Source organism: Pseudomonas sp. P4_B4 (assembly GCF_056402255.1).
Window position 1 is genome coordinate 63,628 of record NZ_JBFUHS010000026.1, and the last position, 25,325, is coordinate 88,952.

Here is a 25,325-nt window from a genome sequence, read left to right on the forward strand (position 1 = left end):
GCCCTCCGGTCCAGCGGGTCGGCGCAGTTCCGGGGGCTGAGCTAGCATGGCCAGTAGGGTTTGAATTCAGTCAGGGGAGGAATGCAGTCATGACCGAGCGCCATCTGGAGCACAAGGAAACGCTATCGAACGGATGCAGCATCAAAGTCAAAGCCGAGATATTGAAGGACGGTTCGTTGGGCATGTTCATCGGTGTCTATTGGCCGGACGGCACCGTCATCGATGAAAACCACGATCCACGGCCGCACATGCTGGACATGGAAGCGGCGATGGATTGGGGGATTGATATTGCCAAGGGGATTGGCAATAGCCAGCGAACGTTGTGAGCGGTTCCCGTCCGAACCCGGGCGACCGGCGGTCGCTGTCAGAACCCGAACGAACGGGCCGAGCCTTTTGCCAGTTCGACATCCAGCAGATGCTCGACCAGCACGTCATTCAAAAAACGGAACTGATCATTGAGCCCGACCACTTCGTTGCTGAAGTGATGATCGGCTGCCGGGATCAGCAACGCCTCGAACTTCTCGTCGAACAGCAGAGTCAACTCTTTACGTGACTCGAATTCCTGCGCGTAGAAATTGTTGCCGAACACCGGGAAGCCCACGGCGAGGGTGACGATGTGAATCATGATGTTTGCTCCTCGCTCAGGACGTACCAGGCAAACACACCCAATGTGAACGCCGTCAGGGCCAGGCAGGTCAGCAGATGGATCAGCATGAGGTTCCCCTCCGATTCGGGGTTTCGTGTTGGCTTGGGATCGATCCTACGCTGACGGCGTTCAAGCGGAAGGCAATCGCGGCGATGGTGAATATCGACGCAAGTGATGGTGGTTTTTGTGCTGTTGATGCGGGCCCTTTCGCGGGCAAGCCCGCTCCTACAGGTAAGCGGTTGGCCACGGACCTGTGGGAGCGGGCTTGCCCGCGAAGGGGGCCTCAAAAGCGCCGCCAACCGTCGGCCATGCACATGCCGCCACCTATACTCAAAACAGAGGTTGTCCAATCACCGAACCTCCGGTTCGATGACAACTGTAGGAAGCCGCCATCGTGAACCTGCGTTCGCTGATCATTGCCGTGCTGGTGGTGTTGGCAGGGTGCGCCACACCGCCGCGTGCGCCGGTGGAAGTGGCGCCGGTCATCGTTCCTGCCAGCACCTGGCAACAAGTGGACCGGGAGATCGTCGCCGCGTCGCAGGCGGCCACCGAGGAGACCAAAATCTACGCCCGCGGCGCCATGGATTACTGGCGCACACGGGTCTATGAATTGACCGAACAGAATTTCATTCCGTGGTTCAGCAACTACTGGACCCAGGAATGGCTGTCGATGAAGGTCAGCTGGTACACCATCAGCGCCAAGGGTGAGCAGGACGCCGTGGAAAAACGCCTGGCGGCGTACCTGCTCGAAGCCTATCAGGAGAAGGTCCTGGCCCCGGTGGCCGTGGAAATCGATCCCGATGCGATTCTCGGCCTGGCAGCGGCGTTCTATGTCGACATCCTCAAGGAAGAGCTGCAGAAAATCTCCAACCGCCACGGCGTGCCGATGGCCCAACTCAACGGGCGCATCCAGAAAGTCCCGGCCATCGCCCTCGGGCCTCCGCCGACGAGGGACGCCTCGTTGTACCGGATCGTGCACACCGAACCGCTGAACTCCTTGCCGGCCTTCGCCGCGCTGATCGACAAAGTCCATAAGGCCGGTGGCGACAAGGGTGTGGGCTCGACCGACACCGCGATGGCGCCGGTGGCCAGGCGCGCCAGCCGGCGGATGGAAGCCGAGATGGCCCCGCGCGGGGCCGCCAGCGCCGTGGCCGCAGCGACCGGGAAACTGGCCGGTGGCTTGATCACGCTAGGGGTGGCTGGCATTCGCGCATTCATCCAGGCCTTTGACCGGCCCGATAGCGAGGCGCTGATTCGCCGTAGCCTGGGCAATACCTTCGACAAGGCCTGGACCAAACTGGTGCAGAGCCCGACCAGCGGCGTCATGGCCGGCACGCTTTACATGGCAGCGCAGATCGAAGGCAGTCTGGGCGGCAGCGCACAACCGCCGGTCGGTTTGAGCACCGGCACTGTCGATCGGACGCCAGCGCAACCGACTAACCTGCAGCACACCCCATGACCCAAGGAGAAACACTCATGTCTTATGTCGATGGTTTTATCGCTGCCGTACCCACCGCCAACCGTGAGCAATACATCAAGCACGCCAAAATCGCCGCCTCGGTCTTCAAGGAAAACGGTGCGTTGAGCGTGGTCGAATGCTGGGGCGAGGATGTCCCGGAAGGCAAGGTCACCTCGTTTCCCATGTCGGTGAAGCTCAAGGACGGCGAAACCGTGGCCTTTGGCTGGATCATCTGGCCGGACAAGGCCACCCGCAATGCCGGAATGGACAGGATGATGCAGGACCCGCGCATGAAGCCGGACGTCAATCCGATGCCCTTCGACGGCCAGCGCATGGTCTACGGCGGGTTCGAAGTACTCCTCCAGGCCTGACGCCGCACGCGGGATCACTCCGGCGTCGGGGTGATCCTGCAACTCTTGCGCTGGCGGATCTCGTCGTCCGTCGGCCGCTCGCGGATGAACTCGAAGCGCGGCTCACCTTCGCTGTAATGCACCAGCCAGCCCCATTCCAGCTTGAGTTCATCCTGGCCGGGCTCGGGCGGGCTGGCCCACCATGGTTCCTTGCTGATGATCTCTCGCATGGTCCCCTCCGGTTTTTCGGGATGCTAGGGGGCGTTCTCAATTCGTTTTCCCGGCGCGGCGTGAAAACTAATTGAGAACGCCCCCTGGAACTATAACGCGCATGCCCCACGGCGCCAGAAATGCGCTGGCCGGAACGCGGGTGTTGAGTACACTCAGGCAGTCTTCCCCAGGAGGTGTCCGGCATGAACGACGAAGCCCGCGAGCCGTTCAAGCGTCTGTTCTTTGCGCTGAACTGCGCCCCGGCCCTGCGCCGGGATATCGCCCAGTGGCGCAGTGCGCTGCAACTGCGCAACGGACGGCCGGTGCCGGCGGAAAACTTTCACTTGACGCTGAAGTTTTTGGGGGCGGTTGGCGTGGCGCAGATTGCCGAGATCTGCACCGCTGCGGCGTCGATCCGTACACCGGGCGAGCGCTTGACGGTGGTGCTGGACCGGCTGGACGTGTGGCGCAGGGCAGGGGCGCTGGTGCTCGCGCCGCAGCAGGCGCCCCCGGCATTGCTGCGCCTGGTGTATGCCCTGGAACAGGCGATGTTGCCGTTCGGGCTGGAGGAAGCACCAAGGGAATACCGTCCGCACCTGACCCTGGCACGGCAGTATCGGGCGCCGGTGCCGGAGTCCGCAACCGCACCGGAATTCTTCCTGCGTGCCGACCGGCTCACCCTGTTCGAATCCCACAAGGGCCGTTATCGGGCGCTGGCCGAATGGCCTTTGATTGATCCCCAATAAAAAAGGCGCCCGAGGGCGCCAAAATTCACCTGAACCGAGGGAGCCAGGTGAGGCCGTTCTACTTGCAGGAGAGGCAGCGGTGGTAAGGCGCTGCGCGAACGGAAAGTGTTGAACCCCACCGATTAAGTGTGGGGTTCTGGATTATTGGCCCAGCTTCACCTTGGTCCAGCCACGGGTCATGATCCGCTGGACGGCGATCGGCTGGTCCGGCACGGCATAGAGCGTGGCCATCACCGCTTCCGGCGGGTAGGAGCCCGGATCGTTGCGGATCGCTTCATCGACCAGTGGCGTGGCCGCAGCATTCGCGTTGCTGTAGCCGATGCTGTTGGTGATGTCGGCAATCACATCGGGGCGCATCAGGAAGTTCATGAACAGGTACGCGTTCTCGACGTTGGCGGCATCGCGGGGGATGGCGAGCATGTCGTAGAAACTGGCGGCGCCTTCTTTCGGGATGCTGTAGTCGATCTTCACCTTGTCCCCGGCTTCCTGGGCGCGGGCCTTGGCCTGCAGCACGTCGCCGGAGTAACCGACGGCCACGCAGATGTTGCCGTTGGCCAGGTCCGAGATGTATTTCGACGAATGGAAGTACGCCACGTTCGGGCGAATCTTCATGAACAGCGCCTCGGCTTCGGCGATGTGCTGTTTGTTCTGATCGTTCACCGGGTAGCCCAGGTAGTGCAGGGCGGTCGGGATCATTTCAGTCGGCGAATCGAGGAAACTGATGCCGCAGGCTTTGAGCTTCTCGGCGTTTTCCGGTTTGAACAGCAGGTCCCAGGAGTTGGTCGGGGCGTTGGCGCCGAGCACTTCCTTGACCTTCTGCGGGTTGAAGCCGATGCCGATCGAGCCCCACATGTACGGGATGGCATGGGCGTTATCGGGATCGCTGGCGGAGGCGTTTTTCAGCAGCACCGGGTTGAGGTTTTTCCAGTTCGACAGCTTCGATTTGTCCAGTTCCTGATAGACACCGGCCTTGATCTGCTTGGCCAGGAAACTGTTGGACGGCACGACGATGTCGTAGCCGGATTTGCCCGCCAGCAGGCGTGCCTCAAGGGTTTCGTTGCTGTCGAAGACATCGTAGGTCACCTGGATGCCAGTCTCGTCCTCGAACTTCTTGACGGTATCCGGGCCAATGTAATCCGACCAGTTATAGACGCGCAGAACCTTGTCATTGGCCTGGGCGCCAGTGGCGATTGCGCCCAATAAGGACAGTGTCAGCAGAGTCCTGCCAAACATTTTCATCGGTACAACTCCATTTCTTTTTTATTCAAAAACAGTGAACACAAAACCTGTGACGAGCGAGCTTTTGTGGCGAGGGGGCTTGCCCCCGTTGGGTCGCGAAGCGGCCCCAAAACCGGAATCCTCGGTGTTCCAGTTACACCGAACGTACTGGTTTTACGGCTGCTGCGCAGCCGAACGGGGCGGTGCGGCGATCCGACAAGCCCCCTCGCCACAAAAGCTCCCTCGCCACAGTTAACCGGGCAACGACTAGGCCGTCGCTCCTGCCATTTTCTTTTCAGGTTGCTGCCAGGATTCGCTGGCGGTCTGGTCCATGGCTTCCTGGATCGCGCGTTTACGGGTGGCTTCGGCACGGCGGCTGAAGTACCAGACCATGAAGGTCACGATCGACACTGCCAACAGGATCAGGCTGGCCACGGCGTTGATCTCGGGCTTCACGCCCAGGCGCACCGCCGAGAACACTTCCATCGGCAGGGTCGTGGAACCCGGGCCGGACACGAAGCTCGCGAGCACCAGGTCATCCAGCGACAGGGCGAACGACATCATGCCGCCGGCCGCCAGTGACGGCGCGATCATCGGAATGGTGATCAGGAAAAACACCTTGAACGGCTTCGCACCCAGGTCCATGGCCGCTTCTTCGATGGACAGGTCCAGCTCGCGAAGGCGGGCGGAGACTACCACCGCAACATAAGCGGCACAAAACGTGGTGTGGGCGATCCAGATGGTGACGATGCCACGCTCCACCGGCCAGCCGATCAACTGCGCCATGGCCACGAACAGCAGCAACAGCGACAGGCCGGTGATCACTTCAGGCATCACCAGCGGCGCGGTGACCAGGCCACCGAACAGCGTGCGGCCCTTGAAGCGGGTAACGCGCGTCAGGACGAACGCGGCTAACGTCCCTAGTGCGACTGCTGCGATGGCGGTGTAGCAGGCGATTTCCAGCGAGCGCAGAACCGAACCCATCAACTGGCTGTTGTCGAGCAAACCGGCGTACCACTTGATCGACCAGCCACCCCACACCGTCACCAGCTTGGATGCGTTGAACGAGTAGATCACCAGGATCAGCATCGGCAGGTAGATAAACGACAGGCCGAAAATCAGCATGAACTTTGAAAATTCGAAGCGTTTCATCCCCGTGCCTCCATCTCTTTGGCCTGGCTGCGGTTGAACAGCAGAATCGGCACAATCAGGATCAACAGCATCACCACCGCCAGGGCAGACGCCACCGGCCAGTCGCGGTTGTTGAAGAACTCTTGCCACAACACACGGCCGATCATCAGGGTTTCCGGGCCGCCCAGCAGTTCCGGAATCACGAATTCACCGACCACCGGAATGAACACCAGCATGCAACCGGCGATGATGCCGTTCTTGGCCAAAGGCACGGTGATTTTCCAGAAGCTGTTGAAGGTGCTCGAACCCAGGTCCGATGCGGCCTCCAGCAGGCTCTGGTCGTGCTTGACCAGGTTGGCGTACAGCGGCAGCACCATGAACGGCAGATACGCATACACCACGCCGATGTAGACGGCGATGTTGGTGTTGAGGATCTCGATCGGCTGCGACGTCAGCCCGGTCCACATCAGGAACGCGTTGAGCAGGCCGTTGTTGCTGAGGATGCCCATCCACGCATAAACGCGGATCAGGATCGCGGTCCAGGTCGGCATCATGATCAGCAGCATCAGGACGTTCTGCGCTTCCTTGCTGGCCTTGGTGATGGCGTAGGCCATCGGGAAACCGATCACCAGGCACATCACAGTGCTGAAAAACGCCACCTTCAACGAACCCAGGTAGGCGGACAGGTACAGCTCATCCTGGCCCAACAGGGAGTAGTTGCCGATGTTGAGCATCAGCTGGAATTTCTGCTCGGCGAAGGTGTAGATCTCCGAGTAGGGCGGAATGGCCAGGGCTGCTTCCGAGAAGCTGATCTTCATCACCAGGAAGAACGGCAGCATGAAGAACAGGAACAGCCAGATGAACGGTATCCCGATGACGAACTTGCGCCCGCTGGGGACCCACCTCAGGAATTGCTGATTGAAGGTTTTCATGCGCGCAGTACCACGCCGCTGTCGTCTTCCCACCACACGTAGACCTGATCGTCCCAGGTCGGACGCGCACCACGGCGTTCGGCGTTGGCCATGAACGACTGGACGATCTTGCCCCCAGGCAGCTCGACGTAGAACACCGAGTGGCCACCGAGGTAGGCGATGTCATGCACCTTGCCGGCGGACCAGTTGTAGCGGTTCTCCGGCTTGACGGTGCTGACCAGCAGTTTTTCCGGGCGGATCGCGTAGGTGATCGACTTGTCCTGCACCGACGTGCTGACGCCGTGACCGACGTAGATCTTCTGCTCCAGGTCCGGGCTGTGAATGATCGCGTGACCTTCCAGGTCCTCGACCACGGTGCCGTCGAAGGCGTTCACGTTGCCGATGAATTCGCAGACCATGCGGCTGACCGGTGCTTCATAAATGTCCACCGGGCTGCCGATCTGGGCGATCCAGCCCAGGTGCATGATCGCGATGCGCTGGGCCATGGTCATGGCCTCTTCCTGGTCGTGGGTCACCATCACGCAGGTCACGCCGACGCGCTCGATGATTTCCACCAGCTCCAGTTGCATCTGCGAGCGCAACTTTTTATCCAGGGCGCCCATCGGTTCGTCGAGCAACAGCAGCTTCGGACGCTTGGCCAGGGAGCGAGCCAGGGCCACGCGCTGACGCTGGCCGCCGGACAGTTGGTGCGGCTTGCGCTTGGCGTACTGGGTCATGTGCACCAGGCGCAGCATCTCCTGCACCCGTGCGTCGATTTCGGCCGCTGGCAAACGGTCCTGCTTGAGGCCGAAGGCGATGTTCTGCGCCACCGTCATGTGCGGGAACAGCGCGTAGGACTGAAACATCATGTTGATCGGTCGTTCGTACGGCGGCATGTCGGTGATGTCGACGCCGTCGAGCAGAATCCGGCCTTCGGTCGGGCGCTCGAAACCGGCGAGCATGCGCAGCAGGGTCGATTTGCCGGAACCGGAACCACCGAGCAGAGCGAAGATTTCACCCTGGTGGATTTCCAGGGACACATCGTCCACGGCGGTGGTTTCGTCGAACTTCTTGGTGACGCGATCGATTTTCACCAACACCTTTTTCGGTGCCTGGTGACCCTCAAGAGCCTTCCTGTAGATGCTGGAGGCGTTTGCCATGTGAAACTCCCAACAGGTTTCAGTCGCCCGGCCAACACGGCCCGGCTTAATAGTGGATTGCAAACCCGTATCAGATGATGTCGGTCAGTCCAACGCAGGACCCTGTGGGAGCGGGCTGTATCAGGTTGACCGGCATTGCATTCCGGCCGGGTTTATTCGGCGCCGCCATCCTGGCTGCCTGGTCGTACTTGTTGTTATTGCAGTGTGTTGTTTTCGCGAGCGGGGCACGCACAAGCGCCTGCCCGCTCGCGTTGGGCAGTTAATCGTTAAATGTGGGTATCAGGTCGTCAGCTCGAGTGACGCAGCGCCGCCCGTTGCCGGCAGGCTTCGCCGAACGCCTGGAAAATACTCAGATAAGGAGGGTTGTTCAGCACCTGCCATTCCGGGTGCCATTGCACGCCGAGGGCAAACGCCTGGCTGTGCTCGACCGAGATCGCCTCGATCAGGCCATCGAGCGCGACGGCTTCGGCGCGCAGGCCGGGCGCGAGGCGGTCGATGCCCTGGCTGTGAATCGAATTGACCTGGAACACCGCTGGCAGGTCCAGCGCTTCGAACACACCGCCAGGCTGCACGTTCACCGCGTGGGCGGGAGCGTATTGCACGGCCAGGTCCGGATGGTCGGCCTCGCGATGGTCGAGGAAGCCAGGCAGTTCATGGACCTTCTGATGCAGGCTGCCACCGAACGCCACGTTCATTTCCTGGAAGCCACGGCAGATGCCGAGCACCGGAACGCCCGCTGCAATAGCGGCGCGGATCAGGGGAAGGGTGGTGGCATCCCGCGCCGGATCATGATCCGTGCCGGGGGCGCTGTCGGGGCCTTGATAGTGGAAGGGTTCCACGTTCGACGGCGAGCCGGTCAGCAACAGACCGTCGAGCTGCGGCAGCAGGTCATCGATTTCGGTCAGGTCGCCTAAGGAAGGAATAACGACAGGCAGCCCCAGCGCCGCAACGCTGACAGCACGCAAGTACTTGTCGCCGCTGATGTGGTAGGGGTGCAGGCCAATCTGTTTGACGCATGCAGTAACGCCGATCAATGGCTTGAATGCCATTTTTATCACCTCGAAGTTTGACACTTGAACGAGCTTTTCTGGAGCTTAGCCTTGTTGATTTTAATTAACAACTCTCATGTAAAAAATTCTAAACGCCGCACGTCAGATCCTCAGCGTTTACATGGTGCTCAAGACTGGTCTGACACTCTAGCCCCCAAAAAAGGCCAGAAAATAAAGGTTGAAGGGTCAAGTGTTCGCTATTGACTTCACTTTGCCGTTCGGGTTGACTGGGCTCGTGAAAGGGTAGTGAACATAATAATTAACAGCTAAAAAATAGGTGCATCATGTCGGTCCCTCTGCGTGCCGTTCAACTCAACGAAGCAAACGCATTCCTTAAGAAATATCCTGAGGTTTTGTACGTCGACCTTCTGATTGCGGATATGAACGGTGTGGTGCGCGGCAAGCGCATCGAGCGCACCAGTCTTCATAAGGTTTACGAAAAAGGCATCAACCTGCCGGCCTCTCTGTTTGCTCTGGACATCAATGGTTCCACGGTGGAAAGCACCGGCCTGGGTCTGGACATCGGCGACTCAGACCGAATCTGTTTCCCAATCCCCGGCACTCTCAGCATCGAGCCTTGGCAGAAGCGCCCGACTGCGCAGCTGCTGATGACCATGCACGAACTCGAAGGCGAGCCATTCTTCGCCGACCCGCGTGAAGTGCTGGCCAATATCGTGCGCAAGTTCGACGACATGGGCCTGACCATCTGCGCCGCGTTCGAACTGGAGTTCTACCTGATCGACCAGGACAACGTGAACGGTCGTCCGCAATCGCCACGTTCGCCGGTGTCCGGCAAGCGTCCGATGTCGACCCAGGTGTACCTGATCGACGACCTCGACGAATACGTCGACTGCCTGCAAGACATCCTCGAAGGTGCGAAAGAGCAGGGCATCCCGGCTGACGCCATCGTCAAGGAAAGCGCCCCGGCGCAATTCGAAGTCAACCTGCATCACGTGGCTGACCCGATCAAGGCGTGCGACTACGCCGTCCTGCTCAAGCGTCTGGTGAAGAACATCGCCTACGACCACGAGATGGACACCACCTTCATGGCCAAGCCGTATCCGGGCCAGGCAGGTAACGGTCTGCACGTGCACATTTCGATTCTCGACAAAGAAGGCAACAACATCTTTGCCAGCGAGGATCCCGAGCAGAACGCCGCGCTGCGACACGCGATCGGCGGTGTGCTCGAGACCCTGCCGGCGCAGATGGCGTTCCTTTGCCCGAACGTCAACTCGTACCGTCGTTTCGGCGCGCAGTTCTACGTGCCGAACTCGCCGAGCTGGGGCATCGACAACCGTACCGTAGCGGTACGTGTGCCGACCGGTTCGCCAGACTCGGTGCGCATCGAACACCGCGTAGCGGGCGCCGATGCCAACCCCTACCTGCTGATGGCTTCGGTATTAGCGGGCGTGCACCACGGCCTGACCAACCAGATCGAACCGGGCGCCCCGGTGGAAGGCAACAGCTACGAGCAGAACGAGCAGAGCCTGCCGAACAACCTGCGCGATGCCCTGCGCGAGCTGGACGACAGCGAAGTCATGGCCAAGTACATCGACCCGCTGTACATCGACGTGTTCGTGGCGTGCAAGGAAAGCGAGCTGGCCGAGTTCGAGAACTCCATCTCGGACCTTGAGTACAACTGGTACTTGCATACCGTCTGATTCATCGATGTCGCCTGATGCACAGCCTTCGCTGGCAAGCCAGCTCCTACAGGGTTGTGTGTCGGGCGCGACATCGTGAGCGACAACGATCAACTGTAGGAGCTGGCTTGCCAGCGAAAGCGGTCTATCAGCCAACATCCCGTCGCCTGACACACCGATACCCCATATTCCCCTGCGTCGAGTCACAACCATGACAAACACTCGCAGCGATTGGGAGCAACGCTTCCAGTCCCTAACCATCGAAGGTCGCGCATTCATTGACGGCCAATACTGCGCAGCCGCCAGCGGTGCGACGTTCGAATGCATCAGCCCCGTGGACGGTCGTTTCCTGGCGAACGTCGCCAGCACCGACGAAGCCGACGCCAATGCAGCGGTCGCCGTGGCGCGCCGTACCTTCGAATCCGGCGTCTGGGCCAACCTGGCCCCGGCCGAGCGCAAGCGCGTCCTGATCCGTTTTGCCGATCTGATCCTGGCCAACCAGGAAGAACTGGCCCTGCTCGAAACCCTCGACATGGGCAAGCCGATCAGCGACTCCATGAGCATCGACATTCCGGCGACCGCCAACGCGATCCGCTGGACCGCCGAAGCCATCGACAAGATCTACGACGAAGTCGCCGCCACCCCCCACGATCAACTGGGCCTGGTGACCCGCGAAGCGGCCGGCGTGGTCGCGGCCATCGTGCCGTGGAACTTCCCTCTGATCATGGCCAGCTGGAAATTCGCCCCGGCCCTGGCGATGGGCAACTCGTTCATCCTCAAGCCTTCGGAAAAATCCCCGCTGACCGCGATCCGCATCGCGCAGCTGGCACTCGATGCCGGTATCCCGAAAGGCGTGTTCAACGTCCTGCCGGGCTACGGCCACACCGTCGGCAAGGCGCTGGCGTTGCACATGGACGTCGACGTGCTGGCCTTCACCGGCTCCACGGCGATTGCCAAGCAACTGATGATCTACGCCGGGCAGAGCAACATGAAGCGCGTTTGGGCCGAAGCCGGGGGCAAGAGCCCGAACGTGGTGTTCGCCGACGCGCCGGATCTGCGCGCGGCAGCACAGGCGGCGGCCAGCGGCATCGCCTTCAACCAGGGCGAAGTCTGCACCGCCGGTTCGCGCCTGCTGGTGGAGCGTTCGATCCGCGAGCAGTTCATTCCATTGCTGGTGGAAGCCCTGCAAGCCTGGAAGCCGGGGCACGCCCTCGATCCTGCAACCACCGTCGGCGCGGTCGTCGACCAGCGTCAACTGGACAACGTGCTGCGCTACATCGGTATCGGCAAAGAGCAGGGCGCCCAACTGATCGCAGGCGGCAGCCGCACCCTCGAAGACACCGGTGGCCAGTACGTGGAACCGACGATTTTCGACGGCGTGAGCAACGCCATGACCATCGCCCGGGAAGAAATCTTCGGCCCGGTGCTGTCGGTCATCACCTTCGACACCTTCGATGAAGCCCTGGCGATTGCCAACGACAGCATCTTCGGCCTGGCCGCCGGCGTATGGACCAGCAACCTGAGCAAGGCCCACACCTTCGCCCGTGGCCTGCGTGCCGGCAGCGTCTGGGTCAACCAGTACGACGGCGGCGACATGACCGCGCCGTTCGGCGGGTTCAAGCAGTCGGGTAACGGTCGGGACAAATCGCTGCACGCGTTCGACAAGTACACCGAACTCAAGGCGACCTGGATCAAGCTCTAATAACAATAAAGCGGCGGTCGCCGGCAACCTGCAGCGGCCATCGGAGAATTTTATGAAACAGACACATGTAAACAGCTACTACGCCGCCACCCGCAACTTCACCGGCGATTTCCCGGTGCTGGAAGGGGCGGTGGACTGCGACGTCTGCGTGATCGGCGCCGGCTACACCGGCCTGTCGTCGGCCCTGTTCCTCGCTGAAGCGGGCTACAGCGTGACCGTGCTCGAAGCGGCCAAGGTCGGCTTCGGCGCCAGCGGTCGCAACGGCGGCCAACTGGTCAACTCCTATAGCCGCGACGTCGATGTCATCGAAGAACGCTACGGCGACAAGACCGCCGAAATCCTCGGCAGCATGATTTTCGAAGGCGCCGACATCATCCGTCAGCGCATACAGCACTACGACATCCAGTGCGATTACCGTCCCGGCGGTATCTTCGCGGCGATGAACAAGAAACAACTCAATGGTCTGGCCGAGCAGAAGAAGAGCTGGGAGCGCTACGGCAACAAGAACCTGAAAATGCTCGACGCGGCCGACATCAAGCGCGAAGTCGGTTCCGACGCCTACGTCGGCGGCCTGCTGGACATGCAGGGCGGCCACATTCACCCGCTGAACCTGGCCCTCGGCGAAGCCTCGGCCATCATCGGCCTGGGCGGCAAGATCTACGAGCAATCAGCGGCGGTGGAAATCACCTACGGCGAACCGATCACTGTGCGCACTGCAAAAGGCCTGGTGAAGGCCAAGTACCTGCTGATCGCCGGTAATGCCTACCTGCCGCAGGGCCTGGACAATCGCGTGACCAGCAAGAGCATGCCGTGTGGTTCGCAGATCGTGGTCACCGAGCCGTTGTCGGAAAAGCAGGCCCGCAGCCTGATCAAGAACAACTACTGCGTCGAAGACTGCAACTACCTGCTCGACTACTACCGCCTGACCGCCGACAACCGCCTGCTGTACGGCGGTGGCGTGGTCTACGGTGCGCGCGAACCGGACGACATCGAACAACTGATCCGCCCGAAGATCCTCAAGACCTTCCCGCAATTGAAGGACGTGAAGATCGACTACCGCTGGACCGGCAACTTCCTGCTGACCATGTCACGCATGCCGCAATTCGGCCGTATCGAGAAAAACGCCTACTACATGCAGGGCTACAGCGGTCACGGCGTCACCTGTTCGCACCTGGCCGGCAAACTGATCTCGGAAATGATCCGTGGCGACGCCGAGCGTTTCGACGCGTTTGCCTCGCTGCCACACATGCCAATGATCGGCGGGCGCACCTTCTCGGCGCCGTTGACCGCCCTCGGCGCCGTGTACTACTCGCTGCGTGACCGTTTCGGCATCTAAGCTTTACCTCGCCGGCGGCATCTCCCCAAAGGGTGCCGCCGGCTTTTTAACACCTGAACCACCACTGTCCCCTGTAGGAGCGAGCCTGATCGCGAAGAGGCCATATCAGCCAAAATCGATGTCGCCTGACACACCGCTTTCGCGAGCAGGCTCGCTCCCACAGGTCGTTTTTTCCAGCCGTTTATCGAACCTGCTGAGCATTACGAACAAACGTGATTTAATAGCCGCCTTTCACGTTTCCGGGACCGGAAAACGGCGTGATCCGCGCCTGTACTCCACCCATCCATTATCCCTGTAGGAGCGAGCTTGCTCGCGAAAGCGTTGGTTCAGTCGACATCAATGTTGAAGGTCAGATCGCAATCGCGAGCAAGCTCGCTCCTACGGGTTGGCACATAAGGCTGTCATGGACACGGGCTCACGACTCAAATTAGTACGCGAAAGCTACAAAATGTCCCAGCGCGAGCTGGCCCGGCGTAGCGGCGTCACCAATGCAACCATCTCCCTGATCGAACAGAATCGGGTCAGTCCTTCCGTCAGCTCCCTGAAGAAATTGCTGGAGGGCATCCCCATGTCCCTGGCCGACTTCTTCACCTTCGATCAGCCACCTCGCGAGCACCAGTACGTCTTTCGCGCCAACGAACAGCCCGACCTTGGCCGCCACGGCCTGCGCCTGCTGCTGATCGGCGCGTCCGTGCCAAGCCGGCAGATGCGCTTGCTGCGCGAGCAATACGCACCAGGCGCAAGCTCAGGTGAAGAGCCGATCGTGCATTCCGAAGGCGAGGAGTGTGGGTTGGTGACACGGGGTACCGTGGAATTGACCGTGGATGGCCAGGTGAGTGTGCTCAACGCCGGGGATGGCTATTACTTCCCGACGACCTTGCCGCATCGGTTTCGCAATATCGGGGCGGATGAGGCGGAGATTATCAGCGCGAATACGCCGGCGAACTTCTAAAGGAAAAAGGGAAGTTGAATATGCCAGAAACGACAAGGCCCTGAATGATCAGGGCCTTTTTCTATACAATTGCTCAGTCACAACGCGAGGCAACCCTGATCAGCTCCTCCATCAACCATTACTAGGTCGGTTCTGCTCAGCAAAATAGCGAACAAGCTCTAGCGCACTTGGACACTGTGGGTGCAAGGCTGCTTGGCGAATGCTGAAACCAAAGTGTTTCGTCATCTTCTTTGCAAATGCAGTTTTGTTGCCCGGCCCACGTTTACCCAATGAATTGGATATTTCTTTTAAACGATCCCATGGTTTGTTCTGCGTCTGCTCGGGCTGTTGCTCATTGAAGTCGTCAATTCCGAGCCATTTGTTCATGGCAACTGAATCAGCTAGGAACCACCCCTCTAATGCTTTTACAGCGACGAAAATGCTATTTATTCGTGCGTTTTCGATGCGTTCTCTGACAAAGTCAACAGAGACTTCGTCCTCAAGATCAGTCAACACAACGATGATGTCTACCGCTTGCTGATCTAGACGTCCCAGATAGGCATCGATATTTTGCGGCAATAGGTTACCGCCACCTTTGGCATTGACTACGGGATTGACCAACTCAAAATCGTTTTCCTGCAAAAAAGCTTTGAAGTCGGAAGATTCGATAACGATCTTTTCGCTATCACCCTCAACAATGAATCCAACTTTTACCATGGCAGACCCCCATCAAAAAGATTGGTCAGCCACGCTGTATCCAGTGGTATTTCCTTTTTATTTACTGCCGATTCTAAAGCACACTTGACCTTAGTTTTGCCATCCTCTTTATTTACCAACCAAAGTTCTTCAAGGTCGAGGTTACGTACGACAGATTCGCTATGGGTAGTTATGAAAATGGGGTGCTCTACCGAAGCATTTTCACGCATCAGCTGTACCAGTTCGCCGATCGCCTTCGGATGAATGCCGCGCTCAGGCTCCTCTATGATTGTCATGCCTGATTTCCCTGCCCGACTGAACACCGCAGTCATAATGCAGAGCGCATAAATTGTCCCATCGGAAATCAAACGAGCTGGGAAACGAGCTTTTGTTCCTTCTTCCTTGAACGTGATCACCGTAGAGCCATCTAGCCTCTGTTTTTCGGTGGACACGCTTTCCATGCCAGGTACGATCAGTTCTATCCATTCCAGAACCTGATCACGAAAGCGTTCATTTCTCTCCAAAATTGACAACATCGTTGCGACGTTCCTGCCATGACTATCTAGCGTCGTAGCGTCTGCTGTTGAGCTGTCAGGCTCCTTAGCTTCTAGCGGGTCGATTCGAAATACTTGGATATTGGTAAGCATTCGATACAGTGGCGAATGGCTGAGTAGCATTAGCGCGGTCATGTCTTGCGCATACTCAGGTAGGAGCTGCAAGCCATGCGTATCACTTAAGGTAATCCGTGTCTCATCACTGCTCTTGCGATCTATGATCTGATTGCCATTGATTTTTAGACTTTCAAGTACCTGAGGTACCCGGTCTATTCCGGATATTTTCAGGTTGTAGTCGAATACCTCTCCATTGAGATTGATTCTGATGGCAAACGAGATTGTCGTGCGATTTTCCTTTCGGTGCTTGAAGCAGTGAATCTGCTGGAACCCTCCAAAGTCGCGGATCGCTTGTGCAGCCCCACGTTTTACTACTGCTCCCAGAAAAGCGAGCGCATCAGTGATATTGCTTTTACCTGCACCATTGGAGCCGGCTAGAGCTGTAAAGGCTGGCACATCCCTCAGGATAACGTTTGCCGCGCTCTTGAAGCCTTTGATCTCGAGGTATTCAATTTTCATCGCCAATCCTCAGCTTTCCTCAGTCACTGTATCCCCGCCCAGAAAACTTTGAGGTCAGGTGCATGAAATCAGTTTTCATAACGTGTTCCGCTCAATGGACCCTGATTCTATAGACAAATTGGAAGGTCCGCTCCTAACCGAAATCGGCCAGCCACGATTAACTTTTCGGGATCCCGGGTCGAAGTGTGTTTTATTTTAATTTTCGAGCTTAGGTCTCTTCAGTAAATCTATCGGTAGCCGCTTCGAAAATACGAGCCTGAGTAGGAAAAAACCGCCGAAGCGGTTTTCATGGTTGAGAGTCCTTACTACCCTTTGGACACCTCAAACCCCCGCTGTTCAATCACGCCAAACAAATCCCGCACATCCTGAAGCAGAATCCGCGAAATGTTGGTGACGGTGTTGATGTCGTTTTCGGCGTAATCGGGGAGGCTGGTGCAGGCCATGAGGTTGAGGTACTGGAGGACAGCGTTCAGACGTTCGGCGGCGCAGTTGTGGAGTTCGCGCAGCGGGGCGTCGCTGTCGATGAGGAGGACGGGGTAGCTGGTGGCGATTTGTTTCATGGGGGTGAAGCGGCGGGGTGGGTTGTTAGTCGTCATGAGTAAAACTTCCTCGTATCTGTAAGAAGAGCTACTCGTACCTATAGGGCTGCGAAACCCTGTCGCCAATTCAAGTCAGCGACGGGCGAACATTAGGCATCGATTACCAGTGCTGCAACCGGCCTGTAGGACGCCAAATGCTCTCTGTGGCGAGGGAGCTTGCTCCCGTTCGGCGGCTCTGCCGCCGTAAAACCGGGCCTTGCGGTGTGTCTGAGGAAATGGGTCGCAGGGGAGAGGGACCGCTTCGCAGCCCAGCGGGACGGTGCGGCGATCCGACAAGCATCCTCGCCACAAAGGGGCAAGTCCTAAAAATTTTTCAGACGTCAAGATTGAACGTTCGTCGGATGGCGGGTTGCTACCATCGCAATTGCCTGCCGATATCAACACGGCTGCTACGCTTGGTCGTTGCAGTGCCCGAGCCCCATTCCTGCTCACGCTGCAAGGGTTATCACGGAGTGCGACATCCATTCCTGTCGGCAACCTGCACGGAGGCAGGCGATGGTGATCAAAAGCATGGCCGATTCGACTGCGGCGGGGGTTCCCGAGCCGCTCGATCGGGAAGAAATCGAGCGGGTGCTGGCGCTGTTGCTGGTCAGCCCGTTGTTTGCCAAGTCCAGGCGCATGGGCAGTCTGTTGCGCTTTCTGGTCGAGCACGACCTTCAGGCTTGCAAAACGCCGCTGACCGAACACGCCATCGGCATCGCGGTGTTTCGTCGTGACCCGGCAGTGTATTGCACGGGCGACGATCCGGTGGTGCGAGTGCAGGTGGGGCGCTTGCGGCGCAAGCTCGCAGCGCATTACGCCGGCAACGGCCAGCAGGACCCGGTGCGCTTCAGCATTCCACCCGGGTGTTATCGCTTGACCTATCAGCGGCTGCGGCCCAAGGGCGTCGGCACTCGCCATCCTGTGGTCCAGATCCAGCCGTTTACCTGCCTCACCCGCGATGGCAATGACTTTACCCGGGGCTTGTGCGAGGAGTTGAGCTGCCGACTGTTCGAGTCGTTCGAGCAGGCGCAGACCGGGACCAATCATGTGTTGATGCGGGTGGCACGCAGCAGCGAGCCGGTACCGGACTTCAAGCGTGGCGGGCGTTACAGCTATTGCCTGGAGGGCAGCGTGCGGGTCGAGCCTTCGCGGGTGCGAGCGTCATTGCGCCTGGTGGATGTGGCGCAGGGGCGGATTCGCTGGTCGGCGCAGTTCGATCGTGATCGACCCTATGGCATCGCCACCCAGGAGGACCTCGCGCAGTCGATCTGTCGCTCGCTGACGGGCTACTTCGCCACGGCGGGCAAAGATGAGTGAAAGGGCAACCGCAAGGTTGCCCCGGCATGACGGTTACACGGTTTTCCACTGACCGCCTTCGTAAAGGCGATCTGCGGTGTTATCGAACGTCAAGTCGATTTCGATCGCCTTGGAGCGTGAGGTACTGAACATGGTGCTGGTCTGTACGTTCTGTTCGAACCACACGAGGATGGTTTCCACCGGCGTCAGCACGGTTTCACCGGTGACCACCTGATCCACCGCAACGTAAATGGGGGTGCTGACCTGATTGCCATCAATGCCGGTAGATAGCTGGTTGATACCCGGATGGATGGGGGCGTAGTCGTTTACAAAGGTCATGGAAATGTTCGGTCCCCCGGTAACCGCCGAACTCAGCAGACCGTGCTTATCGAGTGTCGATGTTTGCCCCAGGCCGATATTGACGATGTTGGTCGAGACTTTGACCTGCACATTTGCCTTGAACAGGTTGGACGCAAACAGCTGATATTGAGGCGTCCAGCTGAACTCGTTGTTACTCAGGTAAGCGTCATAGGACTGCCAGACCACGTTGTAGTCGGCGTCACCCACCTTCTTGGCAAAGCACAGCTTGTAGCCGGACTTCTTCAGCAGCGTCAGGTCGCCGGCGGCGATTTCGATGGTGACGGTTTTTTGCGAAGCTGCCAGGGCTGACCTCAGTACCCGGCCGTAATCTGCCGCCTTCAGTTGCGTTGCACCCATGATCGACTTGACGGCTTCTTGCACATCATTGTGAAGCTGCTGGCTCTGTTGGCTGACAGCGATTGATTTGCTCATGGTTTCCCTCTTCCTTGGTGGTGTGTTGGGCAAACAATGGGCTGCTGGCGCTTGGCGCTGCCGTCCATTGACGGCTTCACTCTAGGGGCGAGGGGCAGGGCGGCTAAGTGTCTTGGTGTTACAAGCGGGTATCGGGGTTGTATCAGGGGCTGAGTCAGCGGGGCAGCCGATCGGCCGCCCCGCCTTGACCTCAGGCGGCCCGGGCATCGGCCCAGACGAAGTTCCAGCTGGTGCGTTTGCCCTTGGCGATCTCGATCAGCTTGTTCTCGTACACCGTGTGATTGACCACGCCGGTGTAGGTCAGGGTGCGGGCGGCATTGGTCCCGGTGACCTCGCCCGGCTTGCCGCCCGACTCGACCATGGCTTTTTTCATGTCGTCATCCGACGGGGCGCTGCTCTGGTTTTTTTCCACTTTGACGAAACTCATGATTCACCTCTTCCGTGATGGGGGGATCGGTGCCAGCGCGGGCCGACAAGTCGACGACCCTGTTCCACACCGACGGCCATACTCTATTGGCCAGTTCGGCGGCGCAGAAGTGACAACTGCGGCGCTGAGGTAACAATCGGGAAACAGCGCCACGCATTGAAGTATCTGCGACGTATCAAGCGTGGATTCACATCGAAGAAGTGATGAGTGCAGTGGCGGCCACGCTGGTACTGGCCAGCGGGGTCTGGTGGAGCGTTTCGGGTGGGAATGGTGAGGACCGGCCGGGTCTCAAGGGCCGCTTCGCAGCCCGGCGGGAGCAAGCTCCCTCGCCACGACAGGGGAGTGCCTGCACTGCTTTTGGGCGTCCGGCTCAATAGCTCGCAGGTCGCGACGTCACTTCTCGATAAACCCGCGAATCGCCGCAATCGTCTGCGTCGGCGCTTCCTCCATCAGCCAATGCCCGGCCCCAGGAATCACCACTTCCGTGACCTTGTCCGCGGCATTGCGCATCACGATGGCCTCATTGGCGCCGAAGGATTTCTCACCCCCGACCGCCAGCACCGGCATGCTCAGCTTTTTGCCCATCGACGCCTCGTTGTCCACGGTGTCCTGGCGAATGCTGCGGAACTGGGCGAAGGCGGCGTGCATGGCGCCGGGGCGGGCGTAGAGTCTGGCGTAGTGCTGGCGTGTGCCTTCGTCGACCTTGGCGGGGTTGCCGGCGAACTCGTTCCAGAAGCGGTCGAGGTAGATGCGTTCACGCCCGGCGACCAGGCGTTCCATGTCCGGCCCGCCGAAGTCGAAGTGCCACAGCATCGGCGAGCGCACGATGTCGTTCCACGGTGGAATGCCCGGCACCGGTGCATCCATCACCACCAAACGATCGGTGCGCTCCGGGTAGCGCGAGGCATAGGCGAAGGCGACCATGGTGCCGATGTCGTGGCCGATGACCACCGAGTGCTCGATCTTCAGCGCGTTCAATACGCCACGGATGTCGGCCGCTTGAGTCTTCTTGTCGTAGCCGCTTTGCGGGATCGATGACAAGCCCATGCCGCGCAGGTCCGGGACCACCACGGTGTGGTCCCGCGCCAGATCGGCCGCCAGCGGTGCCCACATGTCGCCGGTGTCACCAAAGCCATGCAACAGCACCACCGCCGGCCCCTTGCCGCCGACGCGCACGTGCATGGTGACGCCGTCGACGGGGAGGTCCTGGGTGTGGAAAGACGCCGGGAACGGCGTGACATCGGCGTGGGCGGCGACGCTCAGGGCAAGCAGGGTGAGGGCGCTCAGCAAGGGGCGGATCATGGCGATGTCTCCAGGGAAAGGCTGACTTGCGCTTCACCTGGCGATGAGGAGGCGCAGTGAGATGCATATACTCGACAAGCCCCATCCTTCGGCAATCGCCTGCAAGGCTTCGATCGGATGAGCGTAGACGGTTTGGCGGTGGGTGACTCGATGGAACCAACACCGTCAATAGCGTCTAAATTTCAGAGAATCTTCCCCACCACGAAGGAACGACTCATGTACAAGTCTCGATCATTGATTGCAGCAATCACCTGTTTGACCCTGATCAGCGGCTCGGTGACGGCGCTGGCCGATCCCGGTAACGGCCAGGGCAACGGGAAGGTCAACCATGGCAACCAAGGTGGTCATGGCAACAAGAACAAGAATTCCGGCGGCGGCGGGGACTGGAGCAACGGCCCGAGCATCAACCGTGGCAGCGTGCTCGAGATCATTGGCGTGAATACGGGCTACTGGAGCCCCGGGCCTGATTTGCCACCGGGTATTCAAAAGAACCTTGCCCGAGGCAAGCCACTTCCACCCGGCATTGCCAAAAAACTGGATGGCCGACTGGTCGGCAGGCTACCCCACTATGATGGCTACGAATGGCAGCAAGTCGGCACGGATCTGATCCTGGTTGCGCTGGCCACCGGGCTTGTCTATGAAATTCTCGACGGTGCGTTTGATTGACGTGTGAATGGCAGCCTTCCAGCCGTTTGTCGTGGTGCTTGAACTGTTGGGGAGATATCGCGTCATACGTCACGCGATATCAACCTCCTACGGAAGCAATCATGCTTTTTAAAAACAAGAGTCTCGTTGCTGTAATGTCATGCGCCATGATGCTTGCAGCCGCCCCGTTACTCCCTGATGGCCTGTCGATCATGGGTTCCGCATACGCGAAAGACGGCGGTGGCGGCGGCGGCGGAAACGGCGGCGGTGGCGGCGGTGGAAATGGCGGTGGGAACGGCGGCGGAAACGGTGGTGGAAACGGCGCAGGCCACGGCGGTGGTATGGGTGGCGGACACGCCGGCACAGGCCACTCCGGCAGTAACGGCCGCGGCAACGGGCTGGACAGCGACCATGCTGGCAAATCCGTTCGCGACCATGGCCTGAGCGGGAACCACTACGGTAGTGAGCGCAATGATGATAACGGTCATGGCACCACGACCTCAGGCATCGCCCATTCCAAGGATACTCGCGGCATCTCCAAGGCCAGGGCCATTTCGGCCTCGACGCCAGGTGAGCACAACACCAAAGGCTTGAGTAAAGCCGGGCTGTCGACCTCGAAAAAAACCCATTGAGTTCGCGACGACAGATCGGTTTCTGAAAAGCAAAAAACCCGCTGCAAGGCGGGTTTTTTTATACTTGGAAATTGATCAGCGACCACCGCGCATCTCGTTTCCCGCCAGCACAACAGGCATTACACGGACAGAAAACGAGCCACCTGGACACATCGCGCAGTGATTTGCGTACGCGGGCGATTTGTCATGTTCAGCGCCATTTCAATGTAGATATTAGTCAGCCCAACGCGATTTCAATGAGGCTGCACTGTGTTCCAACGACTTGTGTGTTCGCTGTCTGTTTTGAGCCTGTCCATCGCTGCCGCCCAGGCTGCCGAGACTGTCCCCCTCAACACCCCACGCCTGAAGAGCATCGACAACTTGCGCGATGTCGCCGGTCTCACCACCGCGTACACCACGGCCAATGACGGCACCATGCGTGGCGGGGTGTTTTACCGCTCCAACGCGCTGACGCCGTCGGCGGCGGATCTGGCGACCCTCAACGGCCTGGGCATCAAGGCGGTCTACGACCTGCGCACGCCCAGCGAGATCGCCGCCACGCCCGACAAGGTGCTCACGGGCGCGACGTACACCAACATCGACATCATCGGCGGTTCCACGTCGGGTGCGAACGTCACCAACATCGCGTTCCACAGCGCCGCCGAAGCCACCGCCATGATGCAGGACACCAACCGTGATTTCGTCCGGAACGGGGGGATGCGCAGTGAGTTCAACCAGCTGTTCAATGAACTGGCCGCGGTCGACGGCGCCGCGCTGTTCCATTGCACGGCCGGCAAGGACCGCACGGGCTGGACTGCCGCTGTGCTGCAAAGCATCGCCGGGGTCGATGATGCCACCATCATGAGCAACTACCTGGCGACCAACGACTACACCGCCGCGCGTATCAAGGCGACCCTGGCGGCGTTGCCACCGAGCCTGGCGACCATCTATGGGCCGCTGATCGGTGTGGAGGCCAGTTACCTGCAAGCCGGCCTGGACCAGGTGACCGCGCAATATGGCACGATGGACAACTACCTCAAGCAAGGCCTCGGCTTGTCCCAGGAAACCATCTACGTGCTGCGCGGCAAGATGGTGTTCTACAACAGCTTGCCGGGCGCGGCGGACCTGGCCGGCAACGCCGCGGCCGGCGCGCAGTTGTTGCAACAACTGCAGAACAGCAACCTGTCGGGCACCTACAGTGCCTACAACTACTACCTGCAGTCGGCCATCGATGCCCGCAGCCTCGGGGGCGTCGAGTCCACCGTCGGCGGTCAGGTGCACGCCGACGCTGCCAGCTACCTGCTGCGTCAGGGCGCGATGATCGAACAGGCTGGCGCGCCGTTCACCAGCGGCATCGACCTCAAGGCCGGGCAATATCGCCTGTGGAGCACCGCCCTGGCGGGGTATCTGGGCACCGACGGTTCGTCCCAGGCCTCCAGCAGCAACGAGCATAGCCAGGGCATGATGATTGGCCTGACCCAGCGCTTTTCCGAACAGCTCAGCGCCCATGCCGGCTTCGGCTACAGCAGTGGCAATGTCGGTGGCGCAGGAGGCGAGGCCGATACCGACCTGACCTTCTTCAGCGTGGGTACTCGCTTTGCACCGAACGGTCTGGAGCGCGGCCTATTTGTGGATGCCAATGCCAGCGCCGGCTATCTCGATTACGAGAGCAAGCGCGAACTCGGCGGCGGTCTGGGCACGGCCAAGGGCGACAGCCATGGCAACCTCACCGGTGCGACCCTGGCCTTGGGTTACCGTGTGCCGGTGAACGGCGTGACCCTCGAACCGAGCCTCGGCGTGCGGATCAGCCACGTCAACCTGTCGGGCTTCCAGGAAAAAGGCAGCGAACTGGCCCTGGACGTCGACGGCATCCACCAGACCCGCAAGAGCGCGGTGGCCAACCTCAACGCATCCTTTGCACCTGTCGGCCTCGGTGCCTGGCAAGTGGTGCCGGGTGTGCAAGTGGGCTACGAACATGTATTGGGCGACCATGAAGTCGACAGCGAAGGGCAACTGCTGGGCCTGGACATTGAACAGCAAGCCGCCTTCGACAACCGTGACCAGTTCACCGGTGGCGTCAACGTCATGGCCAACCTTGGGCCGTGGAGCGTAGGGGCAGAAGTCGGCGCCAGCGGTGGCGGCGACAGCCACGGCTTCAATGGCGGGCTGAAGGCCAGTTATCTGTTCTGACGATCAGTTAAGGCAATTTGTGGGAGCGAGCTTGCTCGCTCCCACAATGTCTCAATTGGTCGCTATCGGCCGCGTTTGCAGGCCCTTTCTCACGTCTGCGGGGCTGATGCCGTAGGCACTCTGGAAATACTGGCAAAACCGGCCGACATTGCTGAAGCCAAGTTGCAAGGCCACGTCTGTCACCGACGGCGACACCCCTTGGGACAGCGCGGCAAAGGCGCGCTCCAGGCGGACCTGGCGCTGATAAGCAACGATCGAGGTGCCCATGAAACGCTGAAAACCTTCCTGCAATGCGCGCAGGCTGACGTTGGTCAATTGCGCCAGCTCGGTGCCGCTGGCCAGGTGGTCGGGGTGCTCCTGGATGTACTCGACGGCCAGCTTCACATGCCGTGGCGCTATCAGTGGGGAAGGGCGCTGAAGAGCTTCGGTGAAGTTGTGCGGCCAGGCTTCCAGTACCGCATCGACCAGCATTTCGCGAAGGCGCGAAGGCATCAGCGAACCTGTGTTGATCAGCAGGTCGAACTCGGTTCCGGTGGCCAGGTCCACCAGCGCCTTGATGCCCTGCAAGGCTGGTACGCTCAGATCCACCACGGGCTCAAAACAGACTTTTTGCAGGATAGGTTTGCCCAGCAGCGTCGACAAGCGCTCGGTGATCAGCCGGCGGCTGATCGAAATCCCGTGCTGTGCGTGGTTGTCGACAAAGCGCGCCGAGCGAACCTCGGCCTTGTCGATCGCCAGGCCGATCTGCGCGAAGCCGACCGACTCGGTGACGTGGTTGAAGATGATCTTGCCGGCGGTGGGAATGACGAAGGTGATTTCATCAAGGGGGGCGGGAAAAGCCACCGTGAAGTCACCGCGATAGTGCATGCGACGAAAACTGACACCTTCGTGCCTGCCGTAGACCCCGCCGATGATGATGTTTTTCGGCGGCGGCGCAGAGTCGGAATAAAGGTTGCCGAACAGGTTCGAGAACAACGCGCCAAAGTCGTCGCAGCTCATGTCGTTGGACCTGATGATGATTTGCTTGCGCGTCGTGCTTGCGTACACCGGAAGTGTCACCTTGAGCGGATGGGCAAAGCCCTGGTGCGGGGCGCTGGCGATCGGAGATCGAGCGGATGCGGTTCGGGAAAGCGCTTGGACGTTATCAGTGAGTAATGACAGGTTTG

26 protein-coding genes are annotated in these 25,325 nt (G+C 59.7%); 12 read left to right on the forward strand and 14 right to left on the reverse strand.

Annotation, left to right across the window (positions count from 1 at the left end):
- Positions 1–89 precede the first annotated feature (89 nt).
- The gene (locus AC1DVE_RS23710) at positions 90–326 is read left to right on the forward strand and encodes a hypothetical protein (RefSeq protein ID WP_223456620.1); all 237 of its coding nucleotides are present in this window, start codon (positions 90–92) and stop codon (positions 324–326) included.
- A 38-nt stretch (positions 327–364) separates the two neighbouring features.
- Here AC1DVE_RS23710 and AC1DVE_RS23715 read toward each other — a convergent pair whose 3' ends face one another.
- The gene (locus tag AC1DVE_RS23715; protein WP_223456622.1) at positions 365–625 is read right to left on the reverse strand and encodes a hypothetical protein; all 261 of its coding nucleotides are present in this window, start codon (positions 623–625) and stop codon (positions 365–367) included.
- Positions 626–1,040: 415 nt separating this feature from the next.
- Between AC1DVE_RS23715 and AC1DVE_RS23720 the strand changes: the two genes are divergently transcribed.
- Positions 1,041–2,105 carry a hypothetical protein gene (locus AC1DVE_RS23720; protein ID WP_223456624.1) on the forward strand — a complete coding sequence of 355 codons (1,065 nt, stop codon included), beginning with the start codon at positions 1,041–1,043 and terminating at the stop codon, positions 2,103–2,105.
- A 17-nt stretch (positions 2,106–2,122) separates the two neighbouring features.
- Positions 2,123–2,476, forward strand: coding sequence for a DUF1428 domain-containing protein (locus tag AC1DVE_RS23725; protein WP_046042415.1), 354 nt, complete (start codon positions 2,123–2,125; stop codon positions 2,474–2,476).
- Positions 2,477–2,490: 14 nt separating this feature from the next.
- Here AC1DVE_RS23725 and AC1DVE_RS23730 read toward each other — a convergent pair whose 3' ends face one another.
- Complete coding sequence (locus AC1DVE_RS23730; RefSeq protein ID WP_223456626.1) at positions 2,491–2,685, reverse strand: hypothetical protein; 195 nt, start codon at positions 2,683–2,685, stop codon at positions 2,491–2,493.
- Positions 2,686–2,868: 183 nt separating this feature from the next.
- On the opposite strand from AC1DVE_RS23730, the gene thpR reads away from it, so the two are divergent.
- Positions 2,869–3,411: an RNA 2',3'-cyclic phosphodiesterase gene (gene thpR, locus AC1DVE_RS23735; RefSeq protein WP_223456634.1), complete on the forward strand. Its 543-nt coding sequence runs from the start codon at positions 2,869–2,871 to the stop codon at positions 3,409–3,411.
- Between the two features lie 141 nt (positions 3,412–3,552).
- Here the strand turns inward: thpR and AC1DVE_RS23740 are convergent, their stop codons facing one another.
- The 5 genes from AC1DVE_RS23740 to AC1DVE_RS23760 all read right to left on the reverse strand — a co-directional run bounded on the left by AC1DVE_RS23740 (position 3,553) and on the right by AC1DVE_RS23760 (position 8,880).
- Entirely contained in the window at positions 3,553–4,650 is a 1,098-nt protein-coding gene (locus tag AC1DVE_RS23740; RefSeq protein WP_223533517.1) for a polyamine ABC transporter substrate-binding protein, read from the reverse strand.
- A gap of 246 nt (positions 4,651–4,896) precedes the next feature.
- A complete protein-coding gene (locus AC1DVE_RS23745) occupies positions 4,897–5,781 on the reverse strand; it encodes an ABC transporter permease subunit (protein ID WP_223456644.1) in 885 nt (294 codons plus the stop codon).
- The gene (locus tag AC1DVE_RS23750; RefSeq protein WP_046042410.1) at positions 5,778–6,692 is read right to left on the reverse strand and encodes an ABC transporter permease subunit; all 915 of its coding nucleotides are present in this window, start codon (positions 6,690–6,692) and stop codon (positions 5,778–5,780) included. The genes AC1DVE_RS23745 and AC1DVE_RS23750 overlap by 4 nt, the downstream gene beginning before the upstream one ends.
- Positions 6,689–7,831 carry a polyamine ABC transporter ATP-binding protein gene (potA, locus tag AC1DVE_RS23755; protein ID WP_046042409.1) on the reverse strand — a complete coding sequence of 381 codons (1,143 nt, stop codon included), beginning with the start codon at positions 7,829–7,831 and terminating at the stop codon, positions 6,689–6,691. Before potA ends, AC1DVE_RS23750 begins: the two co-directional genes overlap by 4 nt.
- Before the next feature lie 287 nt (positions 7,832–8,118).
- On the reverse strand, positions 8,119–8,880 hold the full coding sequence (locus AC1DVE_RS23760) for a gamma-glutamyl-gamma-aminobutyrate hydrolase family protein (protein WP_223456648.1): 762 nt from the start codon (positions 8,878–8,880) through the stop codon (positions 8,119–8,121).
- Positions 8,881–9,164: 284 nt separating this feature from the next.
- On the opposite strand from AC1DVE_RS23760, the gene AC1DVE_RS23765 reads away from it, so the two are divergent.
- The 4 genes from AC1DVE_RS23765 (at position 9,165) to AC1DVE_RS23780 (ending at position 14,510) form a co-directional block, all read left to right on the forward strand.
- The gene (locus tag AC1DVE_RS23765; protein WP_223456650.1) at positions 9,165–10,541 is read left to right on the forward strand and encodes a glutamine synthetase family protein; all 1,377 of its coding nucleotides are present in this window, start codon (positions 9,165–9,167) and stop codon (positions 10,539–10,541) included.
- Between the two features lie 190 nt (positions 10,542–10,731).
- Positions 10,732–12,222, forward strand: coding sequence for an aldehyde dehydrogenase (locus tag AC1DVE_RS23770; protein WP_223456651.1), 1,491 nt, complete (start codon positions 10,732–10,734; stop codon positions 12,220–12,222).
- 52 nt (positions 12,223–12,274) lie between these two features.
- Positions 12,275–13,558 (forward strand): NAD(P)/FAD-dependent oxidoreductase, encoded by a 1,284-nt coding sequence (locus AC1DVE_RS23775; RefSeq protein WP_223456653.1) that lies wholly within the window; start codon positions 12,275–12,277, stop codon positions 13,556–13,558.
- Positions 13,559–13,961: 403 nt separating this feature from the next.
- Positions 13,962–14,510: a cupin domain-containing protein gene (locus AC1DVE_RS23780; protein ID WP_046042404.1), complete on the forward strand. Its 549-nt coding sequence runs from the start codon at positions 13,962–13,964 to the stop codon at positions 14,508–14,510.
- Between the two features lie 111 nt (positions 14,511–14,621).
- Here the strand turns inward: AC1DVE_RS23780 and AC1DVE_RS23785 are convergent, their stop codons facing one another.
- From AC1DVE_RS23785 to AC1DVE_RS23795, 3 genes are all read right to left on the reverse strand, one after another.
- On the reverse strand, positions 14,622–15,206 hold the full coding sequence (locus tag AC1DVE_RS23785; RefSeq protein WP_223456655.1) for a DUF4276 family protein: 585 nt from the start codon (positions 15,204–15,206) through the stop codon (positions 14,622–14,624).
- Complete coding sequence (locus AC1DVE_RS23790; protein WP_223533515.1) at positions 15,200–16,315, reverse strand: AAA family ATPase; 1,116 nt, start codon at positions 16,313–16,315, stop codon at positions 15,200–15,202. The genes AC1DVE_RS23785 and AC1DVE_RS23790 overlap by 7 nt, the downstream gene beginning before the upstream one ends.
- Positions 16,316–16,620: 305 nt before the next feature.
- The gene (locus tag AC1DVE_RS23795; protein ID WP_223456658.1) at positions 16,621–16,911 is read right to left on the reverse strand and encodes a fructose-bisphosphate aldolase; all 291 of its coding nucleotides are present in this window, start codon (positions 16,909–16,911) and stop codon (positions 16,621–16,623) included.
- A 498-nt stretch (positions 16,912–17,409) separates the two neighbouring features.
- Here AC1DVE_RS23795 and AC1DVE_RS23800 point away from each other — a divergent pair, with 498 nt between their 5' ends.
- Complete coding sequence (locus tag AC1DVE_RS23800) at positions 17,410–18,213, forward strand: hypothetical protein (protein ID WP_223456660.1); 804 nt, start codon at positions 17,410–17,412, stop codon at positions 18,211–18,213.
- A gap of 33 nt (positions 18,214–18,246) precedes the next feature.
- On the opposite strand, the gene AC1DVE_RS23805 is transcribed toward AC1DVE_RS23800, so the two are convergent.
- The 3 genes from AC1DVE_RS23805 to AC1DVE_RS23815 all read right to left on the reverse strand — a co-directional run bounded on the left by AC1DVE_RS23805 (position 18,247) and on the right by AC1DVE_RS23815 (position 20,713).
- Positions 18,247–18,984, reverse strand: coding sequence for a hypothetical protein (locus AC1DVE_RS23805; RefSeq protein ID WP_223456662.1), 738 nt, complete (start codon positions 18,982–18,984; stop codon positions 18,247–18,249).
- 190 nt (positions 18,985–19,174) lie between these two features.
- On the reverse strand, positions 19,175–19,411 hold the full coding sequence (locus AC1DVE_RS23810) for a hypothetical protein (RefSeq protein ID WP_223456664.1): 237 nt from the start codon (positions 19,409–19,411) through the stop codon (positions 19,175–19,177).
- 393 nt (positions 19,412–19,804) lie between these two features.
- The gene (locus AC1DVE_RS23815) at positions 19,805–20,713 is read right to left on the reverse strand and encodes an alpha/beta fold hydrolase (RefSeq protein ID WP_223533513.1); all 909 of its coding nucleotides are present in this window, start codon (positions 20,711–20,713) and stop codon (positions 19,805–19,807) included.
- Positions 20,714–20,929: 216 nt separating this feature from the next.
- On the opposite strand from AC1DVE_RS23815, the gene AC1DVE_RS23820 reads away from it, so the two are divergent.
- From AC1DVE_RS23820 to AC1DVE_RS23830, 3 genes are all read left to right on the forward strand, one after another.
- Positions 20,930–21,379 (forward strand): anti-virulence regulator CigR family protein, encoded by a 450-nt coding sequence (locus tag AC1DVE_RS23820; RefSeq protein WP_223456667.1) that lies wholly within the window; start codon positions 20,930–20,932, stop codon positions 21,377–21,379.
- 101 nt (positions 21,380–21,480) lie between these two features.
- Positions 21,481–21,990 carry a hypothetical protein gene (locus AC1DVE_RS23825; RefSeq protein ID WP_223456669.1) on the forward strand — a complete coding sequence of 170 codons (510 nt, stop codon included), beginning with the start codon at positions 21,481–21,483 and terminating at the stop codon, positions 21,988–21,990.
- A 249-nt stretch (positions 21,991–22,239) separates the two neighbouring features.
- Positions 22,240–24,159: a tyrosine-protein phosphatase gene (locus tag AC1DVE_RS23830; protein ID WP_223543623.1), complete on the forward strand. Its 1,920-nt coding sequence runs from the start codon at positions 22,240–22,242 to the stop codon at positions 24,157–24,159.
- A 51-nt stretch (positions 24,160–24,210) separates the two neighbouring features.
- Here the strand turns inward: AC1DVE_RS23830 and AC1DVE_RS23835 are convergent, their stop codons facing one another.
- A complete protein-coding gene (locus AC1DVE_RS23835) occupies positions 24,211–25,158 on the reverse strand; it encodes an AraC family transcriptional regulator (RefSeq protein WP_477784256.1) in 948 nt (315 codons plus the stop codon).
- Positions 25,159–25,325 lie beyond the last annotated feature (167 nt).